General features: G+C 60.2%; 18 protein-coding genes and 1 pseudogene. 11 read left to right on the forward strand and 8 right to left on the reverse strand.

Annotated features, from left to right (window positions below; genetic code table 11):
- Nucleotides 1-99: 99 nt before the first annotated feature.
- The 5 genes from KP010_RS18700 to KP010_RS18720 form a co-directional block, all read right to left on the reverse strand.
- Nucleotides 100-792, reverse strand: coding sequence for a hypothetical protein (locus KP010_RS18700; RefSeq protein WP_216281315.1), 693 nt, complete (start codon nucleotides 790-792; stop codon nucleotides 100-102).
- Nucleotides 789-3,014 (reverse strand): polysaccharide biosynthesis tyrosine autokinase, encoded by a 2,226-nt coding sequence (locus KP010_RS18705; protein ID WP_185966589.1) that lies wholly within the window; start codon nucleotides 3,012-3,014, stop codon nucleotides 789-791. The genes KP010_RS18700 and KP010_RS18705 overlap by 4 nt, the downstream gene beginning before the upstream one ends.
- Before the next feature lie 108 nt (nucleotides 3,015-3,122).
- On the reverse strand, nucleotides 3,123-4,601 hold the full coding sequence (locus KP010_RS18710) for an O-antigen ligase (protein ID WP_142864259.1): 1,479 nt from the start codon (nucleotides 4,599-4,601) through the stop codon (nucleotides 3,123-3,125).
- A 40-nt stretch (nucleotides 4,602-4,641) separates the two neighbouring features.
- The gene (locus tag KP010_RS18715) at nucleotides 4,642-5,166 is read right to left on the reverse strand and encodes a hypothetical protein (protein WP_142864260.1); all 525 of its coding nucleotides are present in this window, start codon (nucleotides 5,164-5,166) and stop codon (nucleotides 4,642-4,644) included.
- 19 nt (nucleotides 5,167-5,185) lie between these two features.
- Nucleotides 5,186-6,511 carry an outer membrane beta-barrel protein gene (locus KP010_RS18720; RefSeq protein ID WP_185966590.1) on the reverse strand — a complete coding sequence of 442 codons (1,326 nt, stop codon included), beginning with the start codon at nucleotides 6,509-6,511 and terminating at the stop codon, nucleotides 5,186-5,188.
- Between the two features lie 460 nt (nucleotides 6,512-6,971).
- Between KP010_RS18720 and KP010_RS18725 the strand changes: the two genes are divergently transcribed.
- Nucleotides 6,972-7,931, forward strand: a complete 960-nt coding sequence (locus KP010_RS18725) for a GDP-L-fucose synthase (protein WP_142864262.1) — start codon at nucleotides 6,972-6,974, stop codon at nucleotides 7,929-7,931.
- Between the two features lie 698 nt (nucleotides 7,932-8,629).
- Here KP010_RS18725 and KP010_RS18730 read toward each other — a convergent pair.
- Complete coding sequence (locus KP010_RS18730; RefSeq protein ID WP_142864294.1) at nucleotides 8,630-9,007, reverse strand: winged helix DNA-binding protein; 378 nt, start codon at nucleotides 9,005-9,007, stop codon at nucleotides 8,630-8,632.
- 416 nt (nucleotides 9,008-9,423) lie between these two features.
- Here KP010_RS18730 and KP010_RS18735 point away from each other — a divergent pair, with 416 nt between their 5' ends.
- A complete protein-coding gene (locus tag KP010_RS18735) occupies nucleotides 9,424-10,857 on the forward strand; it encodes an exopolysaccharide biosynthesis polyprenyl glycosylphosphotransferase (protein WP_142864293.1) in 1,434 nt (477 codons plus the stop codon).
- Between the two features lie 245 nt (nucleotides 10,858-11,102).
- Here the strand turns inward: KP010_RS18735 and KP010_RS22895 are convergent.
- Nucleotides 11,103-11,549: pseudogene (locus KP010_RS22895) on the reverse strand (IS630 family transposase); the annotation flags it as partial.
- Nucleotides 11,550-12,442: 893 nt separating this feature from the next.
- On the opposite strand from KP010_RS22895, the gene KP010_RS18745 reads away from it, so the two are divergent.
- From KP010_RS18745 to KP010_RS18760, 4 genes are all read left to right on the forward strand, one after another.
- Nucleotides 12,443-13,219 carry a PAS domain-containing protein gene (locus KP010_RS18745; RefSeq protein WP_142864291.1) on the forward strand — a complete coding sequence of 259 codons (777 nt, stop codon included), beginning with the start codon at nucleotides 12,443-12,445 and terminating at the stop codon, nucleotides 13,217-13,219.
- Nucleotides 13,220-14,404, forward strand: a complete 1,185-nt coding sequence (locus KP010_RS18750) for a glycosyltransferase (protein WP_142864290.1) — start codon at nucleotides 13,220-13,222, stop codon at nucleotides 14,402-14,404. It begins immediately after the preceding gene.
- Between the two features lie 186 nt (nucleotides 14,405-14,590).
- Nucleotides 14,591-15,061 carry a transposase gene (locus KP010_RS18755; protein ID WP_142864289.1) on the forward strand — a complete coding sequence of 157 codons (471 nt, stop codon included), beginning with the start codon at nucleotides 14,591-14,593 and terminating at the stop codon, nucleotides 15,059-15,061.
- A gap of 110 nt (nucleotides 15,062-15,171) precedes the next feature.
- Complete coding sequence (locus KP010_RS18760; protein WP_142864288.1) at nucleotides 15,172-15,366, forward strand: hypothetical protein; 195 nt, start codon at nucleotides 15,172-15,174, stop codon at nucleotides 15,364-15,366.
- On the opposite strand, the gene KP010_RS18765 is transcribed toward KP010_RS18760, so the two are convergent.
- The gene (locus KP010_RS18765) at nucleotides 15,354-17,402 is read right to left on the reverse strand and encodes a TonB-dependent siderophore receptor (RefSeq protein WP_185966597.1); all 2,049 of its coding nucleotides are present in this window, start codon (nucleotides 17,400-17,402) and stop codon (nucleotides 15,354-15,356) included. The two genes, KP010_RS18760 and KP010_RS18765, sit on opposite strands and share 13 nt — an antisense overlap.
- 490 nt (nucleotides 17,403-17,892) lie before the next feature.
- On the opposite strand from KP010_RS18765, the gene KP010_RS18770 reads away from it, so the two are divergent.
- The 5 genes from KP010_RS18770 (at nucleotide 17,893) to KP010_RS18790 (ending at nucleotide 22,677) form a co-directional block, all read left to right on the forward strand.
- On the forward strand, nucleotides 17,893-18,570 hold the full coding sequence (locus KP010_RS18770; protein WP_142864286.1) for a response regulator transcription factor: 678 nt from the start codon (nucleotides 17,893-17,895) through the stop codon (nucleotides 18,568-18,570).
- Nucleotides 18,567-19,940: a cell wall metabolism sensor histidine kinase WalK gene (locus tag KP010_RS18775; protein ID WP_142864285.1), complete on the forward strand. Its 1,374-nt coding sequence runs from the start codon at nucleotides 18,567-18,569 to the stop codon at nucleotides 19,938-19,940. The genes KP010_RS18770 and KP010_RS18775 overlap by 4 nt, the downstream gene beginning before the upstream one ends.
- 630 nt (nucleotides 19,941-20,570) lie before the next feature.
- On the forward strand, nucleotides 20,571-20,813 hold the full coding sequence (locus tag KP010_RS18780; RefSeq protein ID WP_185966596.1) for a DUF3649 domain-containing protein: 243 nt from the start codon (nucleotides 20,571-20,573) through the stop codon (nucleotides 20,811-20,813).
- On the forward strand, nucleotides 20,810-22,348 hold the full coding sequence (locus KP010_RS18785; RefSeq protein WP_185966595.1) for a PepSY domain-containing protein: 1,539 nt from the start codon (nucleotides 20,810-20,812) through the stop codon (nucleotides 22,346-22,348). The genes KP010_RS18780 and KP010_RS18785 overlap by 4 nt, the downstream gene beginning before the upstream one ends.
- The gene (locus tag KP010_RS18790) at nucleotides 22,345-22,677 is read left to right on the forward strand and encodes a DUF3325 domain-containing protein (protein WP_142864283.1); all 333 of its coding nucleotides are present in this window, start codon (nucleotides 22,345-22,347) and stop codon (nucleotides 22,675-22,677) included. Before KP010_RS18785 ends, KP010_RS18790 begins: the two co-directional genes overlap by 4 nt.
- The last annotated feature ends 67 nt before the right edge of the window (nucleotides 22,678-22,744 follow it).

Genomic DNA, 22,744 nt, shown 5'->3' on the forward strand with positions numbered 1-22,744 from the left:
GAGAACGTGTCCATCTGTCGAGACGGCTCTTCCATCAAATGGCGAGCCGTAATGCATCTCTCCGGCAACAGTGAAGGAGCCGTCGATGACGTCGGGCCGCTATAGCCCCATCGCCCGCAGCCATACCGAATCCATTGCAGCGCGGCCTTCGAGGCGGCCTTTGATGACGTCGCGCATTTCCGCCGGTTTGGCCGTAAAGATGGCCTTGAATTCGGCGATCTGACTGGGGTCGAGAGCCGGGCCCACTTCGGCGAGTTGGCCCAGTGCCCTCTTCTGCTCGGCCTCGGGCAGCAGTTCCCAAATCGCGACCAGGAACCGAGCACGGAAAATCATGATCTCGGCTTCACGCGGCGCGGTCAGGTTCGACATTTGGACAACATCGACGACTTGCGCGATGGAAGCGCCTCGCCGCCAACGCATCCTCGCCAAGGCGAGCCAGCCGTGCCCCGAAGTGGGTGTCGTCGCCAGCATATTTTCGATGCTCGCCTCGATCGCGGCAGGATCGCCGCATGCCGCCGCGAGTGCGTGCTCGAGCCTCGGCGTTCGGCCGGCGACGCCGATCGCCGCTCGCAGCGGCTGGAAAAGGCCCCCGGTCGCATGCACGTGACATGCGTGTTCGTGACGTGCCGCCGGCTCGGCGGGAAGGCGCCGCTCGAGCAGATCGATCACTGTCGCCTCGAGATTTACAAAATACAGCAGAGCGACGCCGGCGCCGACGAGCGCTGTCGCGCCGACGATCACCAGAAGCGACGTCACAACAGAGGCCGGCCTCATCTTCGCCGCGTCGATCAATTCTGATAATATTTTTTGTAGTAATAGCCGGAGTAATGAGAGTAGGGCCCGTATCGAGGGGTCTTGGTCTCGTCGACCATATTGAACGCAATTCCTGCGATCTTACGATTCTGCGCGAACGATTCCAGATGTTGCGCAACGGTTTCCCGGGTGGTGGTACGCCAGCGTACGACAAACACCACCTTGTCGATGAGAGCGGTCAGGACCTTGGCGTCGATGACAGGTCCGAGCGGCGGAGAATCGATGACGATGTAGTCGAACTCCCGACGCAAGCTGTCGATGAGAAACTTCATTCGCTCCGACCCGAGCATATCCGGTGGATTTTGCGATTTCGCTCCCACCGGTAAAATCGTCAGTCCGCCTCGCTCGATGAGCGCGGCCTCGAGCGAAACCTTGCCGGTCAGGAAATCGACGAGGCCGTCCGCCGAATGCAAATCGAAATATTTCGACATGGTCGGATGACGCAGGTCGCCGTCGACGAGCAACACCCGTTGCCCGGCCATTTCCGCCGAAAGAGCCAAGCTCACCGCCAGCGTCGACTTGCCTTCATTGGGAATCGCCGATGTCACGAGAACGATTTTCGCCGGATTGTCGACGTCGGCCATCTGCACGCCGACGCGAAGGGCGCGCACCGCTTCGGCATAGCGTGACAAGGGTTTCGAGGCGAGATAACGCGGCGGATCCACGACCTTGCCGTCGATCTTTCGATCGCCTTCTAACAGAATCGGAACCGTCGCGAGAACCGGAAGACCCAATTTCATCTCGATTTCACGTGGGGTCAGGAAGCCGGCGTTGAGCATATCGAGCGCCACGGCGCCGCCGACGCCGAGCAAGAGACCGAGCGCGCCCGCCAGCGCCTCGATGAGACCGGTCTTGGGAAAAGACGGCGCGCCGGGTCTAGTCGCCGGAGAAATGACGCGCGCCTCGCGCTCCTCGAACGTCGATTGCTCCTGGGTGATTTTGGCGCGTGACAGAAAATTGTCGAACAAGGTCTTATTGCCGACATTGAGCCGCTCGAGTTCGCGCAGGCGCACGCCGACGCTGTTGTCGAGGCCAGTTTCGCCGCTGATCTTGGCGAGACTCGCCTGCAGCGACTCTTCTCGCGCCCTCGCCACATCGTAGTCGTTCTTGAGATTAGTCAGAATGCGTTGAACCTCGGCAGCGATCGAGCGTTCGATGTCGCGGCGTTCGGCCCGCGCATTGACGACCTGCGGATGCTGCTCGCTGTATCGTGCGAGCAGATCGGCTTCCTTGCGCGCGACCTCCGCCTGCTGCGAGCGCAAGGACGAGATCACGGACGAGCGCACGACGTCGGGAATCGCCTGAAGATTGCCACCTTGCCCGCCGATTTGCGCGACCTGTTCATATTTGGCGCGCTTTTCGGCCAAATCGGCGCGCGCCGCGATCAGCTTCCCGTTCAATTCCGAGAGCTGCTGCTCCGAGATCGTCACCTTGGCTTCGCTGCTGGTCGCCACGAGATTATGCTCTCGGCGGAACTGGGCCACCGCTTCTTCCGACTGGCGCACCTGCTCGCGCAGGCCCTCCATTCGTTCGGCGAGCCAGATCGACGCCCGCTTGGCGGCGTCGTAACGCGCATCCAATTGGTCGACGACGAACATGTCGGCGACCGCGTTGGCGAGGCGCGCGGCCTTGACAGGATCTTCCGAGGTGACGGAGATCGACAGCACATAGGTCCGGTTGATGCGCTGGACCTCGAGCGCGTTGCGCAGACGTCCGATCGAGCGCAGAACATCTGGTGGGATCGTCCCGTCGGCGGTCTTCTCAACGGCCTTTCGATCGGCGTCGTCGGATCTGAACGATCCGAGGATGAAGTTCAGCAATCCGGCGCGCGGCGGCTGGCCGAACTCGATGTCTCCCGTGAGCTTTTCCTTTTCGACCACCCGGCGCAGCAGATTGATCGATTGAATGACCGACACCTGACTGTCGACATTGGAGGTCTCGAGATTGAGTTCGGGCAAAATGTTGTCGGCGCCGAAAATTTTCTCCTTGCGCGGCTCCAACAGCACCTGCGCCGTGCCGGTATAGCGCGGAGCCACAGTCAGCAAGACGAAGAAGACGAGAACCATGACGGTGATCGCCGTCGCGACGATCGTTTTCCAGCGTCGCCAAAAGAAATCCTGCAATTGGCGAAGATCGATTCCATCCTGCTCCGGGGCGCCTTCCATCTGCTGGGTCAAAGGCAGCGAAAATTTCCCGTGCATGTCAAAACCTCTACGGCTCATGTCTTTTCATCGTGCGTTCGACGCGTTCAGACCATGTGGTGGACGTCGTTCGCGGCTTGGGTCCAATCGTCTGGGCGCCGGGCCCCTCTATTCCTCTGTTGCGATCGTGGCGCTCCAGGATTGAGCGACGCCTGCCCCGAGCAGCGCCGCCCAGGTGAGAGCGACCGCCTGCATTTGCACGCTGAAGTCGACGAGCGCATGGAGGGCGACGACGATCGTGGCGGCGCTCGCCGCCAGCGGTGCGACAGCGTCGCGGCTTCTGGTCAATGCGGCGTAAACGCATCGACCGCCAAGAAAGGCGAGACCCAGAAGAAGAAGCGCCGCCGCCGGAGCGCCCAGTCCTTGAAACATTTCGAGATAGGTGTTGTGCGCCTTGTCCCAGGCTCCGAACGGACCGACGCTGCCGTCGCGATACATGCGAAATGCTTCCTCGAAAGTCCCGTCGCCAAAGCCGAGCAGGGGCATATCGGCAATGGACAGCCATGTGAGGCCATAGACTGACAATCGATCATTCGAGGCGAAGCCTTGCAACAGACGGTCGACGAGAAAGTCGCCGTACGCGAAGAACGCCGCGGCGACCGCCATGCCGGCGAGCAATATCGCCGATCCGGTCGGGCCGGCGTTCCGCCGGCCGCGAAAGCCGACGAGAAACAGGAAGGCCGACAGGCCCGCGACTGCAGCCGCCGCTCCGCCGCGTGATCCCGTCAACGCCAATGCGATTCCGATTATGAAGGCGCAAGCGATCCAGCCGCCGCCTCGACCCGTGGTGGAGGCGACGAACTCCGCCAGCCGGCGTGCGAAAGACGCCGTCCGCGGCGCGGCGCTGCGGAGATAGTGCGAGAACGCGATCGCGAGCGCATTGACCAAGCCGAGAGCCGCATAGGTCGCGTAGGAGTTTCGATTGACGAACGTCGACGTCAACGAATCTTTGTAGTGGACCTTGTCGAACCATAGAAGCCTGTCTGGCCAGACAAAGAACGCCACGAGTCCATAGACGGCGTAGAGCGCTCCGATGAACGCGATCGCCCCGACAAGACGCCGCGCTCTCTTGCTCGACCGACAAGTCTGCAATGCGATCCAAAATACGGCGGCGGCGGTCGTCAGACGCGTGCGCGCGAGGAGGGTCTTGTCGCGATCGACGCTGATCGAGCCGGGCGCCGTCCGGCCGAGCGTCTCTCCGGCCATTTGCCAAATCGGATGATGGTAGCTGGTCGGAACCCAGGAGCTCGACTGAACGAGCGACCAGGCGGCGACGAAGGCGAAGGCGAGGGCGGGGAACCATATCCATCGAATGCCGATCGCGTGGCGCCGGCCCGAGACGAGGCGCGACGCTTCGAACAGAATGGCCAGGGCGCCGAAATAGACGGCGTTGACACCCCAAGCGACGTCGCGATTGGAACCGAACCAAAACGGCGCCCAGGCGAGCCCCGCCAGCAATGCGTAAAACGAAAGATCGTCCGCATATGCCGAAAGGACAGACGAGCTGCGCTCATCGCCGCGCGGCGCGGCATGCGGCTCTGGGCCACGGGCGTGTTCGACGACGAGGCGCTGCGCCGAAAGCCTCATCCTTCATTCCCACGTTCAGGAAGCAAGCGCCGCCACGCGATCAATTGGGACTGACCCTGCTTCCGAGCGCGCCGACCGAGCCGCCGCCGCCCCCGCCGAAAGAGCCGACGCCGCCGAAATACCATTGGCCGCCGGGGCCGCGGCTTTCTCCGAACGCGACTTCGCCCGAGGCGGCGTGATACGCCGCCGCCGTCCGCGGATCTGCTCGCGCGGCCGCCTCGCGCAACGCGTCCGCGCCTTTGATGTCTCCCGCCGCCGCCAACGCGGCCTGGGCGTCGGCGAGGGCCAGGCCGGCGGCGTTCTCCTGATCGAGATTTCCGAGGCGGGCCGCCGCCGCCACATCGGCGGCGAGCGCCGGGCTTTGTTCCAGCAAACCCTCGAGCGCCGCGACGAGATCGGGGCCGCCATTCGGATATTGCGAGAAAAGCGACGCGACCCGCGCGTCCACCAGCGTCTCGGAAGGGCGACTCGAATGCGCGCCGGCCTGCCCGGAACGCGCAGCCGCCGGTGTCGTCGACGCCGCCATCAGCGCGACGCTCGTCGCCAATATGATCTGCTTGAACATCGGACCCTCCTTTGTCGGTTCAGTATTTGTATGTGGCGCCGATCGAGAAAATGTTTCGGCTGAAACTCGCTCCGAGGGCGGTGGACGCGACCGTGACGAAAGAATAGTCGAACGTTGCGTTGAGATTGCGCAGGAGTTCGTAATGCAACTGCCCGCCGGCGGTCCAGCGGCGGTCATGGCGTCCGCCGTTGATATAGAAGAGATCATCATGACCGCCGCGAACCGAAGCGGACCATGATCTCGACAGAGCGTAATGGACGGTCCCCAACGCCGACGTCACGCGCGCGGCGCTGCCGGTCGGATTGCCGACGGCCGTCAGCCCGGAGTCTTGGAAGGTCTCGTCTGCGGACGCCGTCACCGTCCACGCGCGCGTCGGATACCAGAAGACCTTGCCGCCGATGACGGGACTGGATGGCGAAACGAACAAAGGGCTGTCGTAGAGCTGCCGTTGATAACCGGCGTAGACCTCGCCGCGAAACAGGCTGATGCGATCCGTGCCGAGGCCGCCGACCAGCCGATAGCCGTCGGAATTGTAAATGGCGTTGTCGAAGTTACGGAAGTTTCCGGTCGCTTCGGTGAAGGCATAGAGCAGCGGCGTCGCCGAATAGCCGAGCCGCCCGGTCGCCGCGTAAACGACGTTGTTCCGATAAGACTGCGAGATCGACCCGGCTGTCGTGTCGAGCGCGTCATAATCGGTTCCGACGATGCTGCCGCCGAGCCCGACAAAAAAGCGATCGAACGACTTCAGTGCAGCGATCGAGCCGACGAATTGATTGTAACGTTGCGGACTGGCGATTTTCGCGCCGATGGCGGCCGTCGCCGCTCCATTCGAGGTCGTCACATAGCCGTTGTTGTACATATCGGTGCGGCGGTCATATTCTCCCTGAAAGCGGAACGAGAGATCGCGCCGCGCCTCCCATCGATGAGCAAATCCGACCCGCGCATCGACGGCGTTGGCCGTGGAGAGAGCGTAGAGGCGGATGTCGCCATGAGCGAACGCCGTCGTCTTGTGTATTCCGGCGTCGCGCACCGCCACGATATTCGGCCGCAGACGCACGCCGGGTTCCGACGTTCGATAATTGGTCGCTTGAAAGACGTTGTCGTCGAACGCCGCGCCGACGAAAAGGCTCGGATAGATCAACCAATCCGCGAAAGGCAGGCCGGTGTAGTCGCGCAAGGGCTTCAACCGCAGGCTTCTCTGCGACATCGGCTTGGGCGACAGCAGGCTCGGCGCGTCGTCCAAATAGCCTCGGCTCGAGGGGGCGCCGACGACCTGCGCCTCGGCGAGTTCGGCCCAACACGCCGGCCCGACGCCCGCGACTCCGAGCCAGAACGCGACTTCCATCGCGCTCGCTCTACAGCCGCGTCGTTTCGTATCGTGCGTCCGACGCCATACGTCACAGATCGCAAAATGCGGTTCGTGCGTCGCGGCGCTCATGGGGACGCGAAAGAGGCTCAGGAGAGCATCGGCGATATAGGGCTGGCTCGCCTTGTTCACGCGCCGACCGATTAGCCGACGGCAATCGGGAAGATCGTTCAAGTACGTTTTCGTCATCAAACGATGCTTCCCGATCTACGCGAAGGGTCCTAACTCGTAAGCTACGCCTTTTCTAAAAGGCGCGAAGAGCGCGGTTACGCAATGACATTATTTATCGATAAAAGTTGCACCTATATGTTATTTTGTTTCAACTATATTGTTGAGTATAATATTCCGCTCGGATACGAGGCGACGATCTGAAGGTCTTTGTGTAGACATCCGGGCGCGACACTTCTATCCCGCCATCGTTTCGTATGGAGACTTTCAAATGGGCCGAAGACGTATTTGGGTCGCGGGCCACAAGGGTATGGTGGGGTCTGCGATCGCCCGACACCTGGAGAAGCGTGGCGATCAAGTCGTCAAAGCCGACCGCTCCGTCGTCGATCTGCGCAATCAGATCGCCGTCGAAGTCTGGCTGAAACAGAACTGCCCCGACGCCATCGTGTTCGCCGCCGCGAAAGTCGGCGGGATCTACGCCAACGACACGTTTCCCGCAGACTTCATCTACGACAATCTGGCGATCGAAACCAACATCATTCACTCCGCTCATGCGGCAGGTGTCGATCGCTTGGTGTTCCTTGGCTCCTCCTGCATCTATCCCAAATTCGCGCCTCAACCGATCAAGGAGGAGGCTCTGCTCACCGGGCCGTTGGAGGCGACCAACGAATGGTATGCGATCGCCAAGATCGCCGGCATCAAACTGTGTCAGGCGTACCGTAAGCAGTATGGTCGGCATTATATTTCCGTGATGCCGTGCAATCTTTATGGACCGAACGACAACTTCGACCTGACGACCAGTCATGTGCTGCCGGCACTCATTCGTAAGTTTCATGAAGCGAAAGTGGCCGGGCGCCAAGAGGTCGTCGTGTGGGGAACCGGTTCGCCGTTGCGGGAATTTCTGCATGTCGACGATCTGGCGAGAGGCGTCGTGTTCTGCCTGGACAATTACGACGAATATGAGCACGTCAATTGTGGCGCCGGCTATGAGATTTCCATTCGCCGCCTTGCGGAGATCGTCGCGGACGCCGTCGCTTTTTCCGGGAAGATCGTCTTCGACAAGTCCAAGCCCGACGGAACCCCGCGCAAATTGATGGATTCTAGCCGTATCGCGGCGTTGGGCTGGAAGCCGGAAATTTCGCTAGAAGAGGGCATTGCCGAGTCTTATCGCTGGTATTTGGAAAGCAAGCTCGCGGAGCTGTCATGCAGGCTGGGCGTCGATGTCGCTTAGTTCAAGAGCGAACACGCAGCGTTGCGACGGTTTTACGATCGAATTTGCACGACGGCCATTGGGGCTCACGAGGGGAGAAGATAGGCCGAACGATTTCGGTCTCCTTCTCGACGATCTCCGGTTCACCATGACGACTAGGGCTAGGGATGCCGCGACGGGCGTCCGCCCAATCGCAGACAATCCGGCAGTCTTGCATCACTTGGGATATAGTCCGTTGGACCGTCTTCGCTTCAATCTCGCGCGGCAATCGATCGACGACATCTTCGGCGCTGACGTGAGCTGAACGTCGTCCCATCCCAGACTCCGCACTCTCTCGACCAAAGCGTATCGGCGCCGCTGGCTCTCACGATTGTTGGTCACTTTGGTAAACGGTCGACTGTCGTACACAGACCACGGTAGCGCGTGCGAGATGCGTGAGCGCCGGTCGTAAACTCCCGAAATGTCCCCCCAGTTTTCGTGACGCCGGGCTTTCCGAGGCATGGCCTGGAAAGCCCGGCGGCGCGGTAATTCGCCGATGCCGCTCCCCTCGGCGGGAGGGAGGGCGCGGTGATCGAACTCGGGGAGATTGTCATGATCCCGGAACTGCATCGTCAGGACGTCTCGGTATAATCGAGCGCTGATCGATTTCGCCCGGCATTAACGGCTTACTTTGTATTCGAGACTTGTGCTCCGCAATTTTGTATCATCTCTGCCGGCGGCTATGCGTCATGCATGGCCTTTTCTGGTCCGAGTTGCGCCATCACCCGCATGGAATCTTCGGCGTAACGCCGAACATTGGCGACGCCTTTTGGAGTTAGAAAAATGCGTCTGGCGCGGCGATCTGAGGGATCGATGCCTTCGTCGACCAACTCCAACATTTCGAGCGAACGCAAATGAAGCCGAACCGCGGCCTGAGTCGCGCGAACGCGCCTGTAGAGCTCCGATAAACGTAACGAGCCCTGATTTGCCGAAAGAACGAGCAACACTTCGAGAGGAATTTGTGGAGCGACTTTAAAGTGTTTGCTCTCGATATGGGACAGCGTTAGCCGCAATAACGCAAGGTCAACCAAATTTGGAGCGACGCTGGCTGTGATCATGGCGCTATACACTTATTGGTTGTTGCTACTAAATTGGCACTATAATATTAAACATCGAAAAATGCATAGACCTAACCTCAAATTATAACGCAAAAATATATCGATAATATCGAATGAGCGTGCATAATAATATCGATATATTTTTATTTATAAACATTTTTCGCTAAAATATGTGATTGTAGTCGCCCGTTCTATGCTCGAAGACCTCATCGAGATGATTGATGGTGTCGCCCGATCAGCCTGAGGTTGTTCGTAAACTCGGACAAACGGGGATTTCGGACAAGGCGGCGGAACACCATCCGCACTTCGAAGCGGCCCGAGGCTTCTTCGCCGAAGTTCCTTCGTTTCCGTTACACCCCGCTTCTCATTCGCCGCGGCGAACGAGACGCGAGTAATTCGAGAGAGTCGATCGTCACATGCGAGCCACGCAGGTCGTAGATAGCGAGGTCGACGTCGTCTCGACTGAATTCGATGGACGCCGAATTTCCTTGGAAAATTATACAGCAATATTGCTATTGCTCGACGTCTCGGCAATCATCGGATTCGGGGTGTTCTTCGAGTGGCTTTTCGGGGGCTTCGAAAGCCGACTCGACTATCTTGCCGACCGGCAAATTGCGGCCAGCATATTTGCCGCAGGCTTTTATCTCTTGTTATCCTATGCGTTCGCGCTCTACTCCACACGCGGGATTCTCGATCGGCTATTCGCTACCCGCAGATTTGTGATTTGTTTCATAGCGACGTTCACAACACTCGTCGTCATCGCGGTCGCCACCAAGACAGCAGAAACATATTCACGTCTTTGGTTCTTTTCATGGGCAATTACCGCATGCATGGCTGTTTCGTTGATAAGATGGTTCGTCGTCGGACAGTTGCGTCGGGCGCTGAATCGCGGCGGCTGTGTCTATACCGCTTTGTCGGTCGGGGTCTTTCACGATCCGCTCTGCGCCGAGGAAATTGCCCAATACAGCGCCTATGAGGCCCGCACCTTGAAATCGTTGCGTCTACGAGACTTGAGCGACCTCGCGACAATTTCCGATCATATCGCTCGCGACGAGATCGATATCGTCTACATCGCCACGAATTGGGAAGATGCGCCCATCGTATTGCGCAATCTCCATTTGCTGCGCCATATTTCCGCGCAGATTTTTGTCCTTCCTTATTGCGATGGGCTTCGATCGAGCATGTTGAATGTCACGCTCTTTGGACAAAGCCTATCGATCCGCGCTGTCGAAAAGCCGATCGATGGATGGAATCTCTGGCTCAAACGAATGGAAGACATACTAATCGCGTCAGCGATTATTTTGGCGTCTTTGCCAATCATGCTGCTCATCGCATTGGCGATCCGCATCGAGAGTCCCGGCCCGGTTTTCTTTCGCCAAAGACGAACGGGTTTCAACGGCCGAGTTTTCGAATTGTGGAAGTTTCGTTCGATGTATGGAGACATGACCGACCATCACGCGACCATTCAGACTCGGAAGCAGGACCCCCGCGTCACTCGCGTCGGTCGTTTCATTCGGCGCACGAGTCTCGACGAGCTCCCGCAATTTTTCAACGTGCTGCAGGGCGAGATGTCGGTCGTCGGACCGAGGCCTCATGCTCTACAGACGAGGACTCATGGCCAAAGCCTCGAAGAGCTGGTGGATTATTACGCCGTCCGCCATCGCATGAAGCCCGGCCTAACGGGCTGGGCCCAAGTTCATGGTCTGCGTGGTGAACTCGATAGCGTCGATAAATTGCGGCGGCGCGTCGATTACGACATCGAATATATAGATCGCTGGTCCATTTGGCTCGATTTTGAAATCATCTGCAGGACGGCTCTGCTCGTGGTCCGCGACCCCCATGCTTACTGAACGGTTGCGGTGCAATTTTTGTCGATAGCTACGCGATGGGAGCCAGCCGTTCGTTAGGATCAGACAGCGAGCACAGCACTTCAGATTTCGGGCGCAGTTGTCCCGGCGGCTCTAAATCTGCTCAGCGCGAATTGACCCTTCTTTATGCGATGCATGAGTTCGACGCCAGCGATTCTGATTGCCGCATGTCGGAATCGCTTCTATCATCCTCGGGCGGCTCAACGCGTAATACCAATCCTCACTTATCAAAACCCATGGGCCCAATCGCGCAACCCGATGGACATGATACGCCACGGCTGGTCGATGAGCTTGTTCCAAGCAACGCAACAGTGATCGACGATATCGTCGTAGGATTTGAAGACGCGGTTAGAGAGCCAGTTTTCGCGCAGAAACTGCCAAACGTTTTCGGCCGGGTTCAGCTCTGGACATTTCGCCGGCAAGGGAACGAGCGTGATGTTGGGCGGAACGACCAGCTTGTCGGTCATGTGCCAGCCGGCGCGGTCGACGATAAGAGCAGCGTGGGCGTCCGGCGCGACATTTTTCGTGATTTCGGCGAGGAGCAGGTTCATCGCATAGGTGTTGCAGGCTGGTAGAACCAGCGCCGCGCCCTTGCCGTCCTTTGGACAGACGACGCCGAAGATGTAGGTCGAGACAGTGCGCTGATCGTGCGGCGCGCTCGGTCTCGATCGGCGAAAGCGTCGAAGCTCTGCCGCAGGGTCTTTCCGTCGATGGCGATAAAGCGGGACGGCGCGCCCGCGCAGGAGCTGTCGAGGCTTTCCGCATGACGACGAAACGCCTTCTCGAGCTCGTCCGGGTCGAGCTGCCGCAGGATGCCGTGCACAGAGGTGTAGGCCGGCGCCCGACGCAGCGCCGCGTCCGGAAACGCCGCGTTGAGCAAGGAAAGCCTGGCGCGGATCAGAGCGTGAATTTGCCGATACGACCGAGCGCCACTCAGCATGGCAGGATCCCAGGATGACGCCGACTTGGTTGTAAAATCTTTCCTTCGGCGCGCCGCCGATCGGGGATGGCGGCAAGGCAGGATGCAAGATCGATCGTCGTCAACCTCCGATTCGGGTTGCTCCCCATAGATTCAGACACGTCTGAAACTTAAAAGCGAAAAATTGTGCCCTCGTTCAGCCCGAAGCACAGAGCGTTGAACAGCCCTGACCTCGCCTCCATCCGCCTCATGTTCAGAAGATTTTGTAATAAACCATGAAGTTCACGGACAGACTCTGAGAGAAACAGAGAATACAGTTTATCGCAAATATATTTCGTTGCCGACACGGTCTCCCCAATTCAAGGTCGCACGGAAAGATGCGCGTCCTCTCGGCGCTTCGCCTCGGGCGAGGCGCCGTCCATATTGCCGAAAGCGTTCAGGCGAGCCGATTTCATGAACCTTCGACACGCTCCTGGCATGGCTTCGCAGCTGACTAAAATGACGAATAGATCCTCGATCCGCTTCTGTTCAAATCAGGTCGATAAAAAAAGCGACAAGGGATAATCGAAAAATGTGCATGGAAATGCTCTCGTCTGCTCGGGCTGAAAATCAACTGCGGCTGCCGCGCCGAGAGAGGCTGGGCAAGAAATGAAGCAATTCATCAGCCGGGAACTCTACAATTACTGGAGGGAAATCAAAGGGGGACGGTCGGCGCCGGATCGCTCCGAGATAGACCCCGCGCAAATTAGACATGTGCTCGCCGACGCCTTCATTATCGAGGCTGATAAGCAATCGCGCTTTCCCATCAGACTCTGTGGAGCGCGTGTGAATGCCCTTTGGTCTGCCGACCAAAAAGGCCGCTCGTTTCTTGAACTCTGGGATCAGGCAGAACGAATCGACATCCAGGCGATTTTTCAGACATTGATGGACGGTGTAGTTCCGGTCGTGGCCGGCGCCCGGGGCTCCACCGCTAGCGGTTACGAAACATCGGATTTTGAGCTCCTGCTCTTGCCGCTGAGACATCTCGGCAAGACGCATTCACGCGTGCTCGGCTCCCTCGCGCCGATTGATAGGGCGTTCTGGCCTGGTCAGGCGCCGCTCGACCTGCTGAGATTGTCATCTTTGCGTATTCTCAATGAAGAGCGAACCATCGCGTTTCCACTCCAAGGTCGATCTTCTCCGACAAAACTGTCGGCGCGACGCCCATGCCTCACTGTCTATCGCGGAGGAGAGGGCCGTATCGCAGAGGCTACAAGGACACCAGAAGACTGCGACGCCGATCTCCAAAGCCTCGTGCGACTCGATCGGAGCAAGCATTATCGAAGCCAGACGCCAGCCTCGAAGTCGAGCCTGTTCGTTCCATCGGATGTCGGAATCGATACGCTTTTTGCGACTCCGTTCGCTGGGGGAAACAAGGATCGATGAATGAAAGTCCTGCATGTCATTGCGTCGGTAGACCGGCGAGGCGGAGGACCGATCGAGGGAGTCTTCTCCAGTTCCGCCATTTGGTCAAAGTATGGGCACGAGCGCCATATTCTCTGTCTCGATCCAATAGGCGCATCTTGTGCTCATGAGGCGCCGATACCTACATTTGCCGTTGGCAGCGGCAGTCCTCTACGGCGGATTTTGCCGTGGCTTCGCTATGGCTATACGCCCAATCTCGGCCGCTGGTTGAGGATTTACGCCGGGAACTATGACGCCGTGATCATCAATGGCCTGTGGAACTATTCGTCATTTGGAAGCTGGAGGGCCCTACGCGACTCAGGGATACCCTACTTCGTATTCACGCACGGCATGCTCGATCCGTGGTTCAACAAGACATATCCTATAAAGACATTTTTCAAGTCGATTTTCTGGAGGATGTTCGAACATAAAGTCCTCCGTGACGCACGCGGCGTTCTCTTCACATCCGAAGAGGAGCGTGAGCTTGCGCCGCGATCGTTCTCGCCCTATTCGGCGAATCCATTCGTCGTCGGCTATGGCGCATGTGACGTCGATGGAGATCCCGCAGAGCAGCGCGCCGCCTTCATGGCGAAGGTTCCCGACGTCAAAGACCGGAAGCTCATCCTGTTTTTGAGCCGCATTCATCCCAAGAAAGGCGTCGATCTACTCATCCGTGCCTTCGCGCGGCACGCCCTTCAGTTTTGTGATATCGATCTCGTGATCGCGGGACCTGATCAAACGGGCTGGAAGAGCAGCCTCCAAAAATTGGCTGCCGAACTCGGGGTCGCCGACCGCATCCATTGGCCGGGAATGCTCTCCGGCGACGCCAAATGGGGAGCGTTCAGGTCGTCGGAGTTCTTTATTCTACCGTCTCATCAAGAAAATTTCGGCATAGTCGTCGCTGAGGCGCTCGCGCTCGGAGTTCCTGTTCTCATCACGAACAAGGTCAATATTTGGCGGGAGATCGAGGCCGACGGCGCCGGATTGGTGGTCTGTGACGACATCGAAGCAGTAAGCGCCGGCTGGCAAAAAATGTGCGCAATGTCGCGAAAGGAGCGCGGCGAAATGTCGTCGAAAGCCCGCGCGAGTTTCGAGAAGCGCTATGATCTGGAGCGCAACGCAATGGATCTTCTCGATTTTCTGATCGGGATGACGTCCCGATCATGAACCACGCAGCCGTATTCCAATCTCGCGTTTCGATCCGAACCTCTCGTCTTAGTGTCGGTCCGAGGACAAGTTGAATCGTATCCCTTCGGGGGCGGCCGCCTGGCGGTGACCTCGGTTTTTGAGATAGCTGCCTGACGGGTGGCGCGATGATCGTGTCCACTTCAGTTACAAGCGGACATATCGCCTATGTCGCGCAACGATGATGGTCCCCCGGCGCTCGAGCGCAAGCGTCGATCATGGGCTATGGATGAGAAGCGCCGGATCGTCGACGAGAGCCTCGAGGAGGGAGCTTCGATCGCCGAGGTCGCGCGGCGGCGCGACCTCAACACCAACCAGCTCTTCACCTGGCGTCGGCAGTTCGGCGTCGTCCTGGCCGCGCCGCAGGAACTCACGCCGATCCTGCCCGTAACGATCACGCCGGACTCGGGGACGGAATATTCCTCTCCCGGGTCGACCGGCCAGATGGAGATCGTGCTGGCCGAGGGTGATCGGATCATCGTGTGGGCGGATGGACGCGGCGTCGCCGCTTCGTTCATGCTCGGCGCCGCCGGCGTCGAGGTCGGAAGCCGCTTCCTGGTGGCCGAGGAATGCCCGATCCACGCCAATTACAAGAACGCCATCGTCGCTGCCGCGGAGGGCGACACCGTACCGTTCTGACCGGCGTCAGCGCCGGCGACGGAGTGCGTGGCATCAGAAGGATGAAATGCTGCGCCTCGAACGGGACCTGCCGCCCGAAGAGGCCGCGGAGCGCATCCGCGAGATCGGTCGTGGCGTCTTGCGCGGGGGCGGCCGTCGACGGCGACGTCGAGAACGGCAGCCTTGTCGTCGGCCAGAATCTCGGGCTGCTCGACGCCATCTTGCCGGCGAGCGTCATCATGCAGGAATTGATCGCCGGCTATTCGAGGGTCGCGCCTGAGCAAGGGAACTCGGCAGGCTCGACCAAGCCGCCTCACCAACGATAGAACAACGTCCCGACGATCGAGCGCTCCGCGCCCCATTGGCAATTCGTCGTCGCTGTGCAGACGATATGCCGCCTGTCGAGCAAATTATTGATGTTCAATTGCAGCCTGAAGCGCTCGAGCTCCGGGATATGATTCGGCTCATAGTGCAAGGTGAGGTCGACAAGCGTGTAGCCCTTGTTCTGCACCGTGTTGGCGGCGTCCGCATAGGTCGGACCGATGGCGCGCACGCCCGCGCCAAAACCGAAGCCTCTCGCGAGCCCGTCCTGAATCGTGTAGTCGCCCCATATCGAGCCATAGTCTTTGGCGATATACGCCGGGCGCCGGCCGATGAGGCTCACGCCCTGCGCGTTCGAATTGTCCTTGGTCACGCGAACCGGATTATGCGTGAAAGCGGCGACGATGTCGAAGCCGGGCGCCGGGTTCAGCGTCGCCTGAACCTCGAGACCGTTCGAATTCACCTCGCCCGTCTGCACTTTAAAGGTGGTCGCCGGCCGCGCCGGGTCCGCGGTCAGGACATTTTGCTGCGTCAGATCGAAATAGGCGATCGTGAACATGCCGGGAAAATCGAGAGGCTGATATTTGAGGCCGCCTTCGAACTGCTCGGCGAAAGTCGGCTTGAACGGATTGCCGTTGAAATCTGTTCCCGCCGTCGGCAAGAACGCGCGCGAATAGCCGACATAGGGAGCGAGGCCAAAGGCTGAGAGATAATTCAGGCCGACGCGATAGCTCGGCTCATTGTCGGTCTTGATGGCGACGGCGCTGGTGCGATAATTCGTCGTCGTCGAGCGAGCGTCATCGTAGCGCGCTCCGACGGTCAGCACGAAATCGTCGAGCTCGATCTGGTCCTGGCCATAGAATCCGAGCTGGGTCGCGGTCTGATGCGCATAGCTCGTGACGCTCGTCGGCGGCGTCACGAACTGCCCATAGACGGGATAGAGCAGGGAGAGCGTCGGACCGACGCCGGCGCGTGTGCGCGTCGTGTAGGTCGCCGATTGATAATCGATGCCGACGATCGCCGTATGCGAGAGCGGACCGGTGGCGAATTTCGCCTCGGCGACAGTGTCGAGCGCGAAGGAATAGATCTGTTCGTCGATCATCGACGCGGTGCGATTGAGCACGCCCGCCGCCGTCAGGCTGGAGACGGTCATATTATTGTATTTCAAGTCGTGCGCGCCGTAGCGCAGGTTCTGCCGGATCGAGAGCGCGTCGTCGAACCTATGCTCGAAGCGATAGCCGACCGTTCCTTGCGTGAACTCGCTTTTGTTGAAGCTCGGATCGCCGGTCATGATCCGCGTATAGGTCTGATTGGCCAAGGTGAGAGTGAAGGGACCCGCGGTTCTGTTGTGCAGCCAGTCGCCCAGAATGGTGAGCTGCGTGTCTTCCGAAGGCCGCCATGTGAATGAGGGCGCGACATATTGGCGTATATCGGGAACCGCCTTGTCGCCGTCATATCGGAACTGCGTATCGCTGTCGCGCGCCATGCCGACAAGGCGATAGAGAAACCTCTTATCCTCGTCCAGGGGACCACTGAAATCCAGAGCTCCTTGCTTGCGGTCGAAGCTTCCGCCCTGCATGTAGACTTCGCCGCGCGCGTAATCCGTAGGCTTCTTCGTGACCTTGTCGATGACGCCGCCGGGTCCGCCTTGTCCGTAAAGCACCGAGGACGGCCCTTTCAGCACATCGATGCGCTCGAGACCATAGAACTCGGTGAGGAAGCGACCCCAGACGCCATTGGCCTCGCGCAGGCCGTCGCGATAAAGTCCGTTTGTAGTGGTTTCGAACCCGCGGATGTTCGGCGCGTCGAACAGCGGGCGCGGATCCGCGCCGTAGGGCTCTGCGAAGACGCCCGCCGTGTAGCGGAACGCCTCGCCCTCGCGCTGAACATTGCGCACATCCATCTGCCGGCGCGTTACGACCGAGATCGACTGCGGCACCTCGAGAATTGACGCATTGGTCTTGGCGCCGACGGAACTCCGGCTCGCGACATAGCCTTGCACGCCTGTCGCCGCGCCGCTCGGCGCTCCGCCGACTGTCACGGGACCACCGTTCGTCGTCGCGGAATCACTTTCGCTTCTATGCGCGGCCTGCGATGGCGCGCGAACCGGACGCCGCTTCGCCGCTCGCGCGATGGCGCGGCTCGCAGCGCCGCTTTGCTGCATCTTTTGCCGCGGCGCGTCCACCCTCACGGCCGGCAAGACCGACGGCGCTGTTTCTTGCCCGAGGGCGGCCGCGTTCGAGAGTGTGGTCGTGGTCAGCAGCGAGGCGACGCCCCAGATCGCGTGACGAAGCAGAACAGACATCGGACAGGGCCTCCGGCAAGATTTTCGTCCGGCTGGCCAAACGCTTGGAGGCGTGGCTGCCGATCGGGACAGCCATGGTTACGCTTATGAACCTTACACCAATCTGCCAAGATGAAGGCTTCGGAAAGTTTCCAGAATGAAGGCTCTCGGGTGGCGAAGCGAAAGGCGGCGCTCTAGTCTGCGCTTGGTTTCGAGTCCGAGTGGACTGCCGCCGGGCAGCGTGCGAATGCGAATTTTGATCGTCGAAGACGAGGCCGATATGGCGCGCCTCATCGGCAAGCGGCTGGAGAAGGCCGGATATGCTTGCGACCATGTCGGAAATCTCGCCGACGCTGTCGAGGCGCTGAGGCAATTTCCCTATCGACTGACGCTGCTCGATCGACGATTGCCGGATGGCGACGGCGTGGAGGCGCTCCCCGCCTTGCGCGAATTGCGGCCAGGCTTGCGGATCATGATGGTCACGGCGCTCGATGCGCCTCGCGAGCGCGTGGAAGGGCTGGACGCGGGAGCCGACGATTATCTCGTCAAGCCGTTCGATGGGGAAGAGCTGATGGCGCGCGTGCGGGCGCGTTTGAGGTCGCCGAGCGGCTCGAGGTTGCCGGAGGTCACGGCCGGCGCCTTGTCCTTCGATCCGAGCGACCAGCAGTTTCGCGTGGCCGAAAATCCGATGAAGCTCCACAAGCGAGAATTCGCCCTCCTCGAATCGCTCATCCTCCGCATCGACCGCGTGGTCGCTCGCTCGATCTTGATGGAAGAAGTATATGGTTTCGACGACATCGTGTCGCCGGGAGCGCTCGACACGCTGGTTTCCCGCCTGCGCAAGCGGCTCGAAAGCGCCGATGCGCGCGTCGAGATTCATCTCGTGCGGGGGCGCGGCTATCTTTTGAGCGAGGCCAGCGCATGATCCCGTTCCGCTCGGTCGCGGCGCGGCTCTCGGTCTATGTCGCGATCGCGCAGGTCGCCGGCTATGTCGTGACGCATGTCGGCGTTCATATTCTCGGCGCGTTCGGCGTGATTCCCGGCGGACCCGAATATTGGAACGACCTCGCCTTTCCGAAAATCCATGCGCTGGCGGCGGCGTCCGTCACGCGTGTGCCCGACGGAATTTTGCGTCTCGATCCGACGCCGGAATTGCGGGCGTCGATGGAGCTCATGCCGTCTCTTCGCATAGCGGTCATCGACCCGAGAACGGCGGCGGAATTGCCGGGATCGTCGCCGGAGCTCGTGTCGCGCATCAAGGCCAAGGACGGCGTCAGGCCGATCAGCCTGTCCTATCGGATCGATGGCGCGCCAGGAACTGATTTCAAAGGCGCCCTCGTTCTGACGAATACACGACATGGCGCCTTGGAGATCGCGACCTATGGATACGCATCGTCATGGCGTGATTTTCCATACTGGATGTATGTGGCCGGGCTGGGAGACATCAGATATCATCTCATCGAGATCATCGTCGTCGCGATCATCGGATGGGTGACGCTGAAGCGCGGACTCTCGTCCTTGGATGCACTCGTCGGACAAGCCAAGCTGATCGATCTCGTGTCGCTCGACCAGCGCCTGTCGCTCTCCAAAGCGCCATCCGAAATTCGGCCGCTCGTCGCCTCGCTGAACGAGGCGCTCGAACGCCTCGACGACGACATCAAGCGCCAGCGCCGCTTCCTCGCCAACGCCGCGCATGAATTGCGCACGCCGGTTGCTATTCTCACCGAACGGCTGAACCATCCCGAAGAGGCCGGCTTCATCGGCGACATGAAACGCGATGCAAGGCGGATCCGCTCGATAGTGGAACAGCTTCTAGCCTCTGCGCGCTTGCAGGGCCGACCCGAGGCGGCGATCTCGGTCGATCTCGCCGAAGTCGCGCAGGCGGCCGTCGACGATTATGCGCTGCTGGCGCTCAAGAACGGACGCCATCTCGCATTGGAGACGACGCCGGCGTCGGTCGTCGTCGCCGGAGATCGGCAGGCGCTGGAAAGCATCATCTGCAATCTCATCGACAATGCGCTGCGCGCCGAGCCGGAAGGAGGCACAGTGCTCGTGCGCGTCGACTGCGACGCTACAGTAACCGTGATCGATCATGGAGAAGGCGTGGCCGCGGACGATCGCGAGCTGATCTTCGAGCCGTTCTGGCGCAAGACCGACGCCAAGCCCGGCGCCGGGCTCGGTCTCGCGATCGTCAAGGAACTGATGGAGGCGCATGACGGCCGCGTCATCCTCGAGGCGACGCCCGGCGGCGGCGCGACATTCAAATTGTCCTTTCCGGCGGCGGATATCGAGTAGGCCATTTCATTTGTTCAGCTGGGCGCGAGCGACCGTGCGCGGCGTTTCAACGTGGTCGTGACTTGTATGGCGCGGAGCCGAGCGTGGAAAATGGTGAAGTCTGTATGTTTTCCGAACTCACGCGGGCTTTATGATCGCGGTTGCTTGTGCTTTCAACGACGACAGCCATGTCCAAGGGTGGCGCCGCAGGCTCTTCACCAGCGATAGCGCAACGTCGCCACGAGCTTGCGTCGCTCGCAATAGAAGCACTCCGGCGCGCTGTAATAGCAGGCGGCGAAAACGAAGGCGCGAAGGACGCCGATATGGCGGAGATCACGCTCTATCGCGAGCGATGACGATCACGATCGCGGCGCGGAATGCTTCCAAGCTATGCGTCGAAGGGCCTATTACGGAACTCTTCCAAACAAGTTGCTTCGTGCGATCGGCGGCGGCGAAATCGTCGAATTTCTACGCTAAGCTCTCGATCGTGGCAAACCGCGCAAGCCCGCGTTTTGTGTTTTGCCGGACTATCGAAAGCGCTTCGCCTCCATTCATGAAAGGCCGAGCGTGAGTCGAAGGAGCGAGCGCGTCTTGTCGAGATTGCTTCATCACGCGACTGCGAAGCGACGTCTCGGGATTATTTCCCGAACCATGGCTGCGATCGTCGGCGGCTATGCGTTCGCCTCGCTGTTCGTCGTCGCTGTCTCCATTTCCTTCCGAGACGCCCGCGCCGACGCCGTGCTCACAGGCATGATGACGAGCTTCGCCGTCTATGTCGGCGCGTTCCTCTGGTGTTTTGCGGCGTCGAGCGCGCTTCGCGCATGGCTCGGGCTTCTGCTCTGCGCGCTTCCGTTCGCCGCGGCGGCGCTCTCGGCGTCGCGGAGCGTGTGGTGAACGGATCGTTCTTTCGTTCGATGCTGTGGCTGCACGGCTGGGCCGGCCTGCTGGCGGGCTGGCTTCTCTATGCGATTTTTCTCACCGGTAGCGCGACCTACTTCCGCTCCGAGATTTCGCATTGGATGCGGCCGGAGCTCGGATTTTCCGCCGATACAAAGGATGATGCGCAAATCGCCGACGCGGCCTTGCGCCGCCTTGGAGCGATCGGCGGCGACGCCGAGCGATGGCGCGTGACCTTGCCGAATGCGCGCGAGCCGGCGACGGAGATTCATCTCTGGCGCAAATCCGGAAAGGAGCCGAGCTTCGTTCACGAATGGCTCGATCCGGCGAGCGGCGCGCCCTCGCCGGCGCGCGCGACGCTCGGCGGCGACTTTCTCTATTATTTCCACTTCGATCTTCAGATGCCGTCGATCTGGGGACGATTGCTCGTCGGCTTCGCGGCGATCGTGATGCTGGTCGCGCTCGTCAGTGGCGTCGTCGCGCATAAGCGAATATTCGCCGACTTCTTCACCTTTCGGCCCGACGCGACGCGTCAGCGGGCATGGCTGGACGGCCACAATATCGCCGGCGTGCTGGCCTTGCCCTTCCATCTCGTCATCACCTATACGGGATTGGTCACCTTGATGTTCCTCTATATGCCCTGGGGAATCCATGTCGCTTATCAGGGACGCGCGCAGGCGTTGCTCGCCGAAGCCGGTCTCGTCGCTCCGACGCCGGCGGTTTCGGACCCTGCGCCTCTCGCGCCCGTCGCGCCGCTGCTCGCGGAAGCGCGGCGGCGTTGGGAGGGCGGTCGCGCCGGAGTGATCGATATCTATCGGCCGGGCGAGATCGGAACGCTCATCGAGCTGACACGCGACGCGTCGGAAACATTGGCCTATCGCTATGACAAGCTGCGCTTCATCGGACCGGATGGGAGATCGATTCCGCAGTCGCCGCCTTCGTCGGTCGTCGCTGCCCATATGACGATGTATGGTCTGCATGTCGGTCGCTTCGCCGATGCGGCTCTGCGGGCGGGCCTGTTCGTTTGCGGGTCGACAGCGACAGCGATGATCGGAACAGGTCTCGTGCTGTGGTCGGTCAGCGCGCGCCGACGCGACACGTCGCGCATCGGAATGTTTCTGGTCGAAAGGCTGAATCTCGGCGTGATCGTCGGATTGCCGATTGCAGTGGCGGCGTATTTCTGGGCGAACAGGCTGTTTCCTTCCGCCTCCCCCGGTCGCCTGCTGGGTGAGCCTATTATGTTTTTCTCGACCTGGCTCGCCGTGTTCCTCGTCTCCCTTCTCCCTTGGCGCCGCCCGCCCTGGGCGCCGATGCTGCTCGTCGCCGCCGGAGCCTTCGCCGCTTTGCCGCTCGCCGATGCGGCGGCCTATCGCAACGGCGAGATCGCATCCTATGATCGAGTGTTTCTGGGATTCGACGTCGCCATGGCGGCAATCGGATGCGCATTCGCAGCGACAGCGAGAAAACTGCGTGAAGAACGCACGAACGAGAAAATCATCGATCAGACGTCCGAGAGAGAACTCGTCCCATGACTCCGATTGTTTTCGTTCTCGGCTATTGCGGCTCTTTCGCCGCGGCGCTGGCGATGGATCGTCACCACCAGCAGGTCTTCGGACATCGGCCCTGCACGAGGGAAAAGGTGGCAGCGCGATGCGTGAGCGGCGCGCTTTTCGTCTGTGCTTTCGCCTTGGCGACATTGTCGCGGAGCGCCTCGATCGGCGTCGTCGCATTCGTCATCGCAGCCTCCCTCGGAGCGCTGCTGACGGCCGTTCTGCTCGCCTCCGCTCCCCGATTTGCGGCGGCCGTCGCCTCGTTGGCGGGTCCGATCGCAATTCTCGAGATGATCTTCGACACAGCGTGAGGTCGATGCAATGTAAGCGTTCACCCGGCGCCATTCTGGCGGCGCATGGCGTGGAAGTGGTAGCGGT

This window comes from Methylosinus sp. KRF6 (assembly GCF_018887255.1).
In the GTDB taxonomy this organism is placed as follows: Bacteria; Pseudomonadota; Alphaproteobacteria; order Rhizobiales; family Beijerinckiaceae; genus Methylosinus; species Methylosinus sporium.

Coding starts and splice junctions, on each gene's coding strand:
- KP010_RS18705 (WP_185966589.1), bottom strand. CDS start 3,014: ATGCACGGGAAATTTTCGCTGCCTTTGACCCAGCAGATGGAAGGCGCC.
- KP010_RS18710 (WP_142864259.1), bottom strand. CDS start 4,601: ATGAGGCTTTCGGCGCAGCGCCTCGTCGTCGAACACGCCCGTGGCCCA.
- KP010_RS18715 (WP_142864260.1), bottom strand. CDS start 5,166: ATGTTCAAGCAGATCATATTGGCGACGAGCGTCGCGCTGATGGCGGCG.
- KP010_RS18720 (WP_185966590.1), bottom strand. CDS start 6,511: ATGGAAGTCGCGTTCTGGCTCGGAGTCGCGGGCGTCGGGCCGGCGTGT.
- KP010_RS18725 (WP_142864262.1), top strand. CDS start 6,972: ATGGGCCGAAGACGTATTTGGGTCGCGGGCCACAAGGGTATGGTGGGG.
- KP010_RS18730 (WP_142864294.1), bottom strand. CDS start 9,007: ATGATCACAGCCAGCGTCGCTCCAAATTTGGTTGACCTTGCGTTATTG.
- KP010_RS18735 (WP_142864293.1), top strand. CDS start 9,424: ATGCGAGCCACGCAGGTCGTAGATAGCGAGGTCGACGTCGTCTCGACT.
- KP010_RS18745 (WP_142864291.1), top strand. CDS start 12,443: ATGAAGCAATTCATCAGCCGGGAACTCTACAATTACTGGAGGGAAATC.
- KP010_RS18750 (WP_142864290.1), top strand. CDS start 13,220: ATGAAAGTCCTGCATGTCATTGCGTCGGTAGACCGGCGAGGCGGAGGA.
- KP010_RS18755 (WP_142864289.1), top strand. CDS start 14,591: ATGTCGCGCAACGATGATGGTCCCCCGGCGCTCGAGCGCAAGCGTCGA.
- KP010_RS18770 (WP_142864286.1), top strand. CDS start 17,893: ATGCGAATTTTGATCGTCGAAGACGAGGCCGATATGGCGCGCCTCATC.
- KP010_RS18775 (WP_142864285.1), top strand. CDS start 18,567: ATGATCCCGTTCCGCTCGGTCGCGGCGCGGCTCTCGGTCTATGTCGCG.
- KP010_RS18780 (WP_185966596.1), top strand. CDS start 20,571: ATGGCTGCGATCGTCGGCGGCTATGCGTTCGCCTCGCTGTTCGTCGTC.
- KP010_RS18790 (WP_142864283.1), top strand. CDS start 22,345: ATGACTCCGATTGTTTTCGTTCTCGGCTATTGCGGCTCTTTCGCCGCG.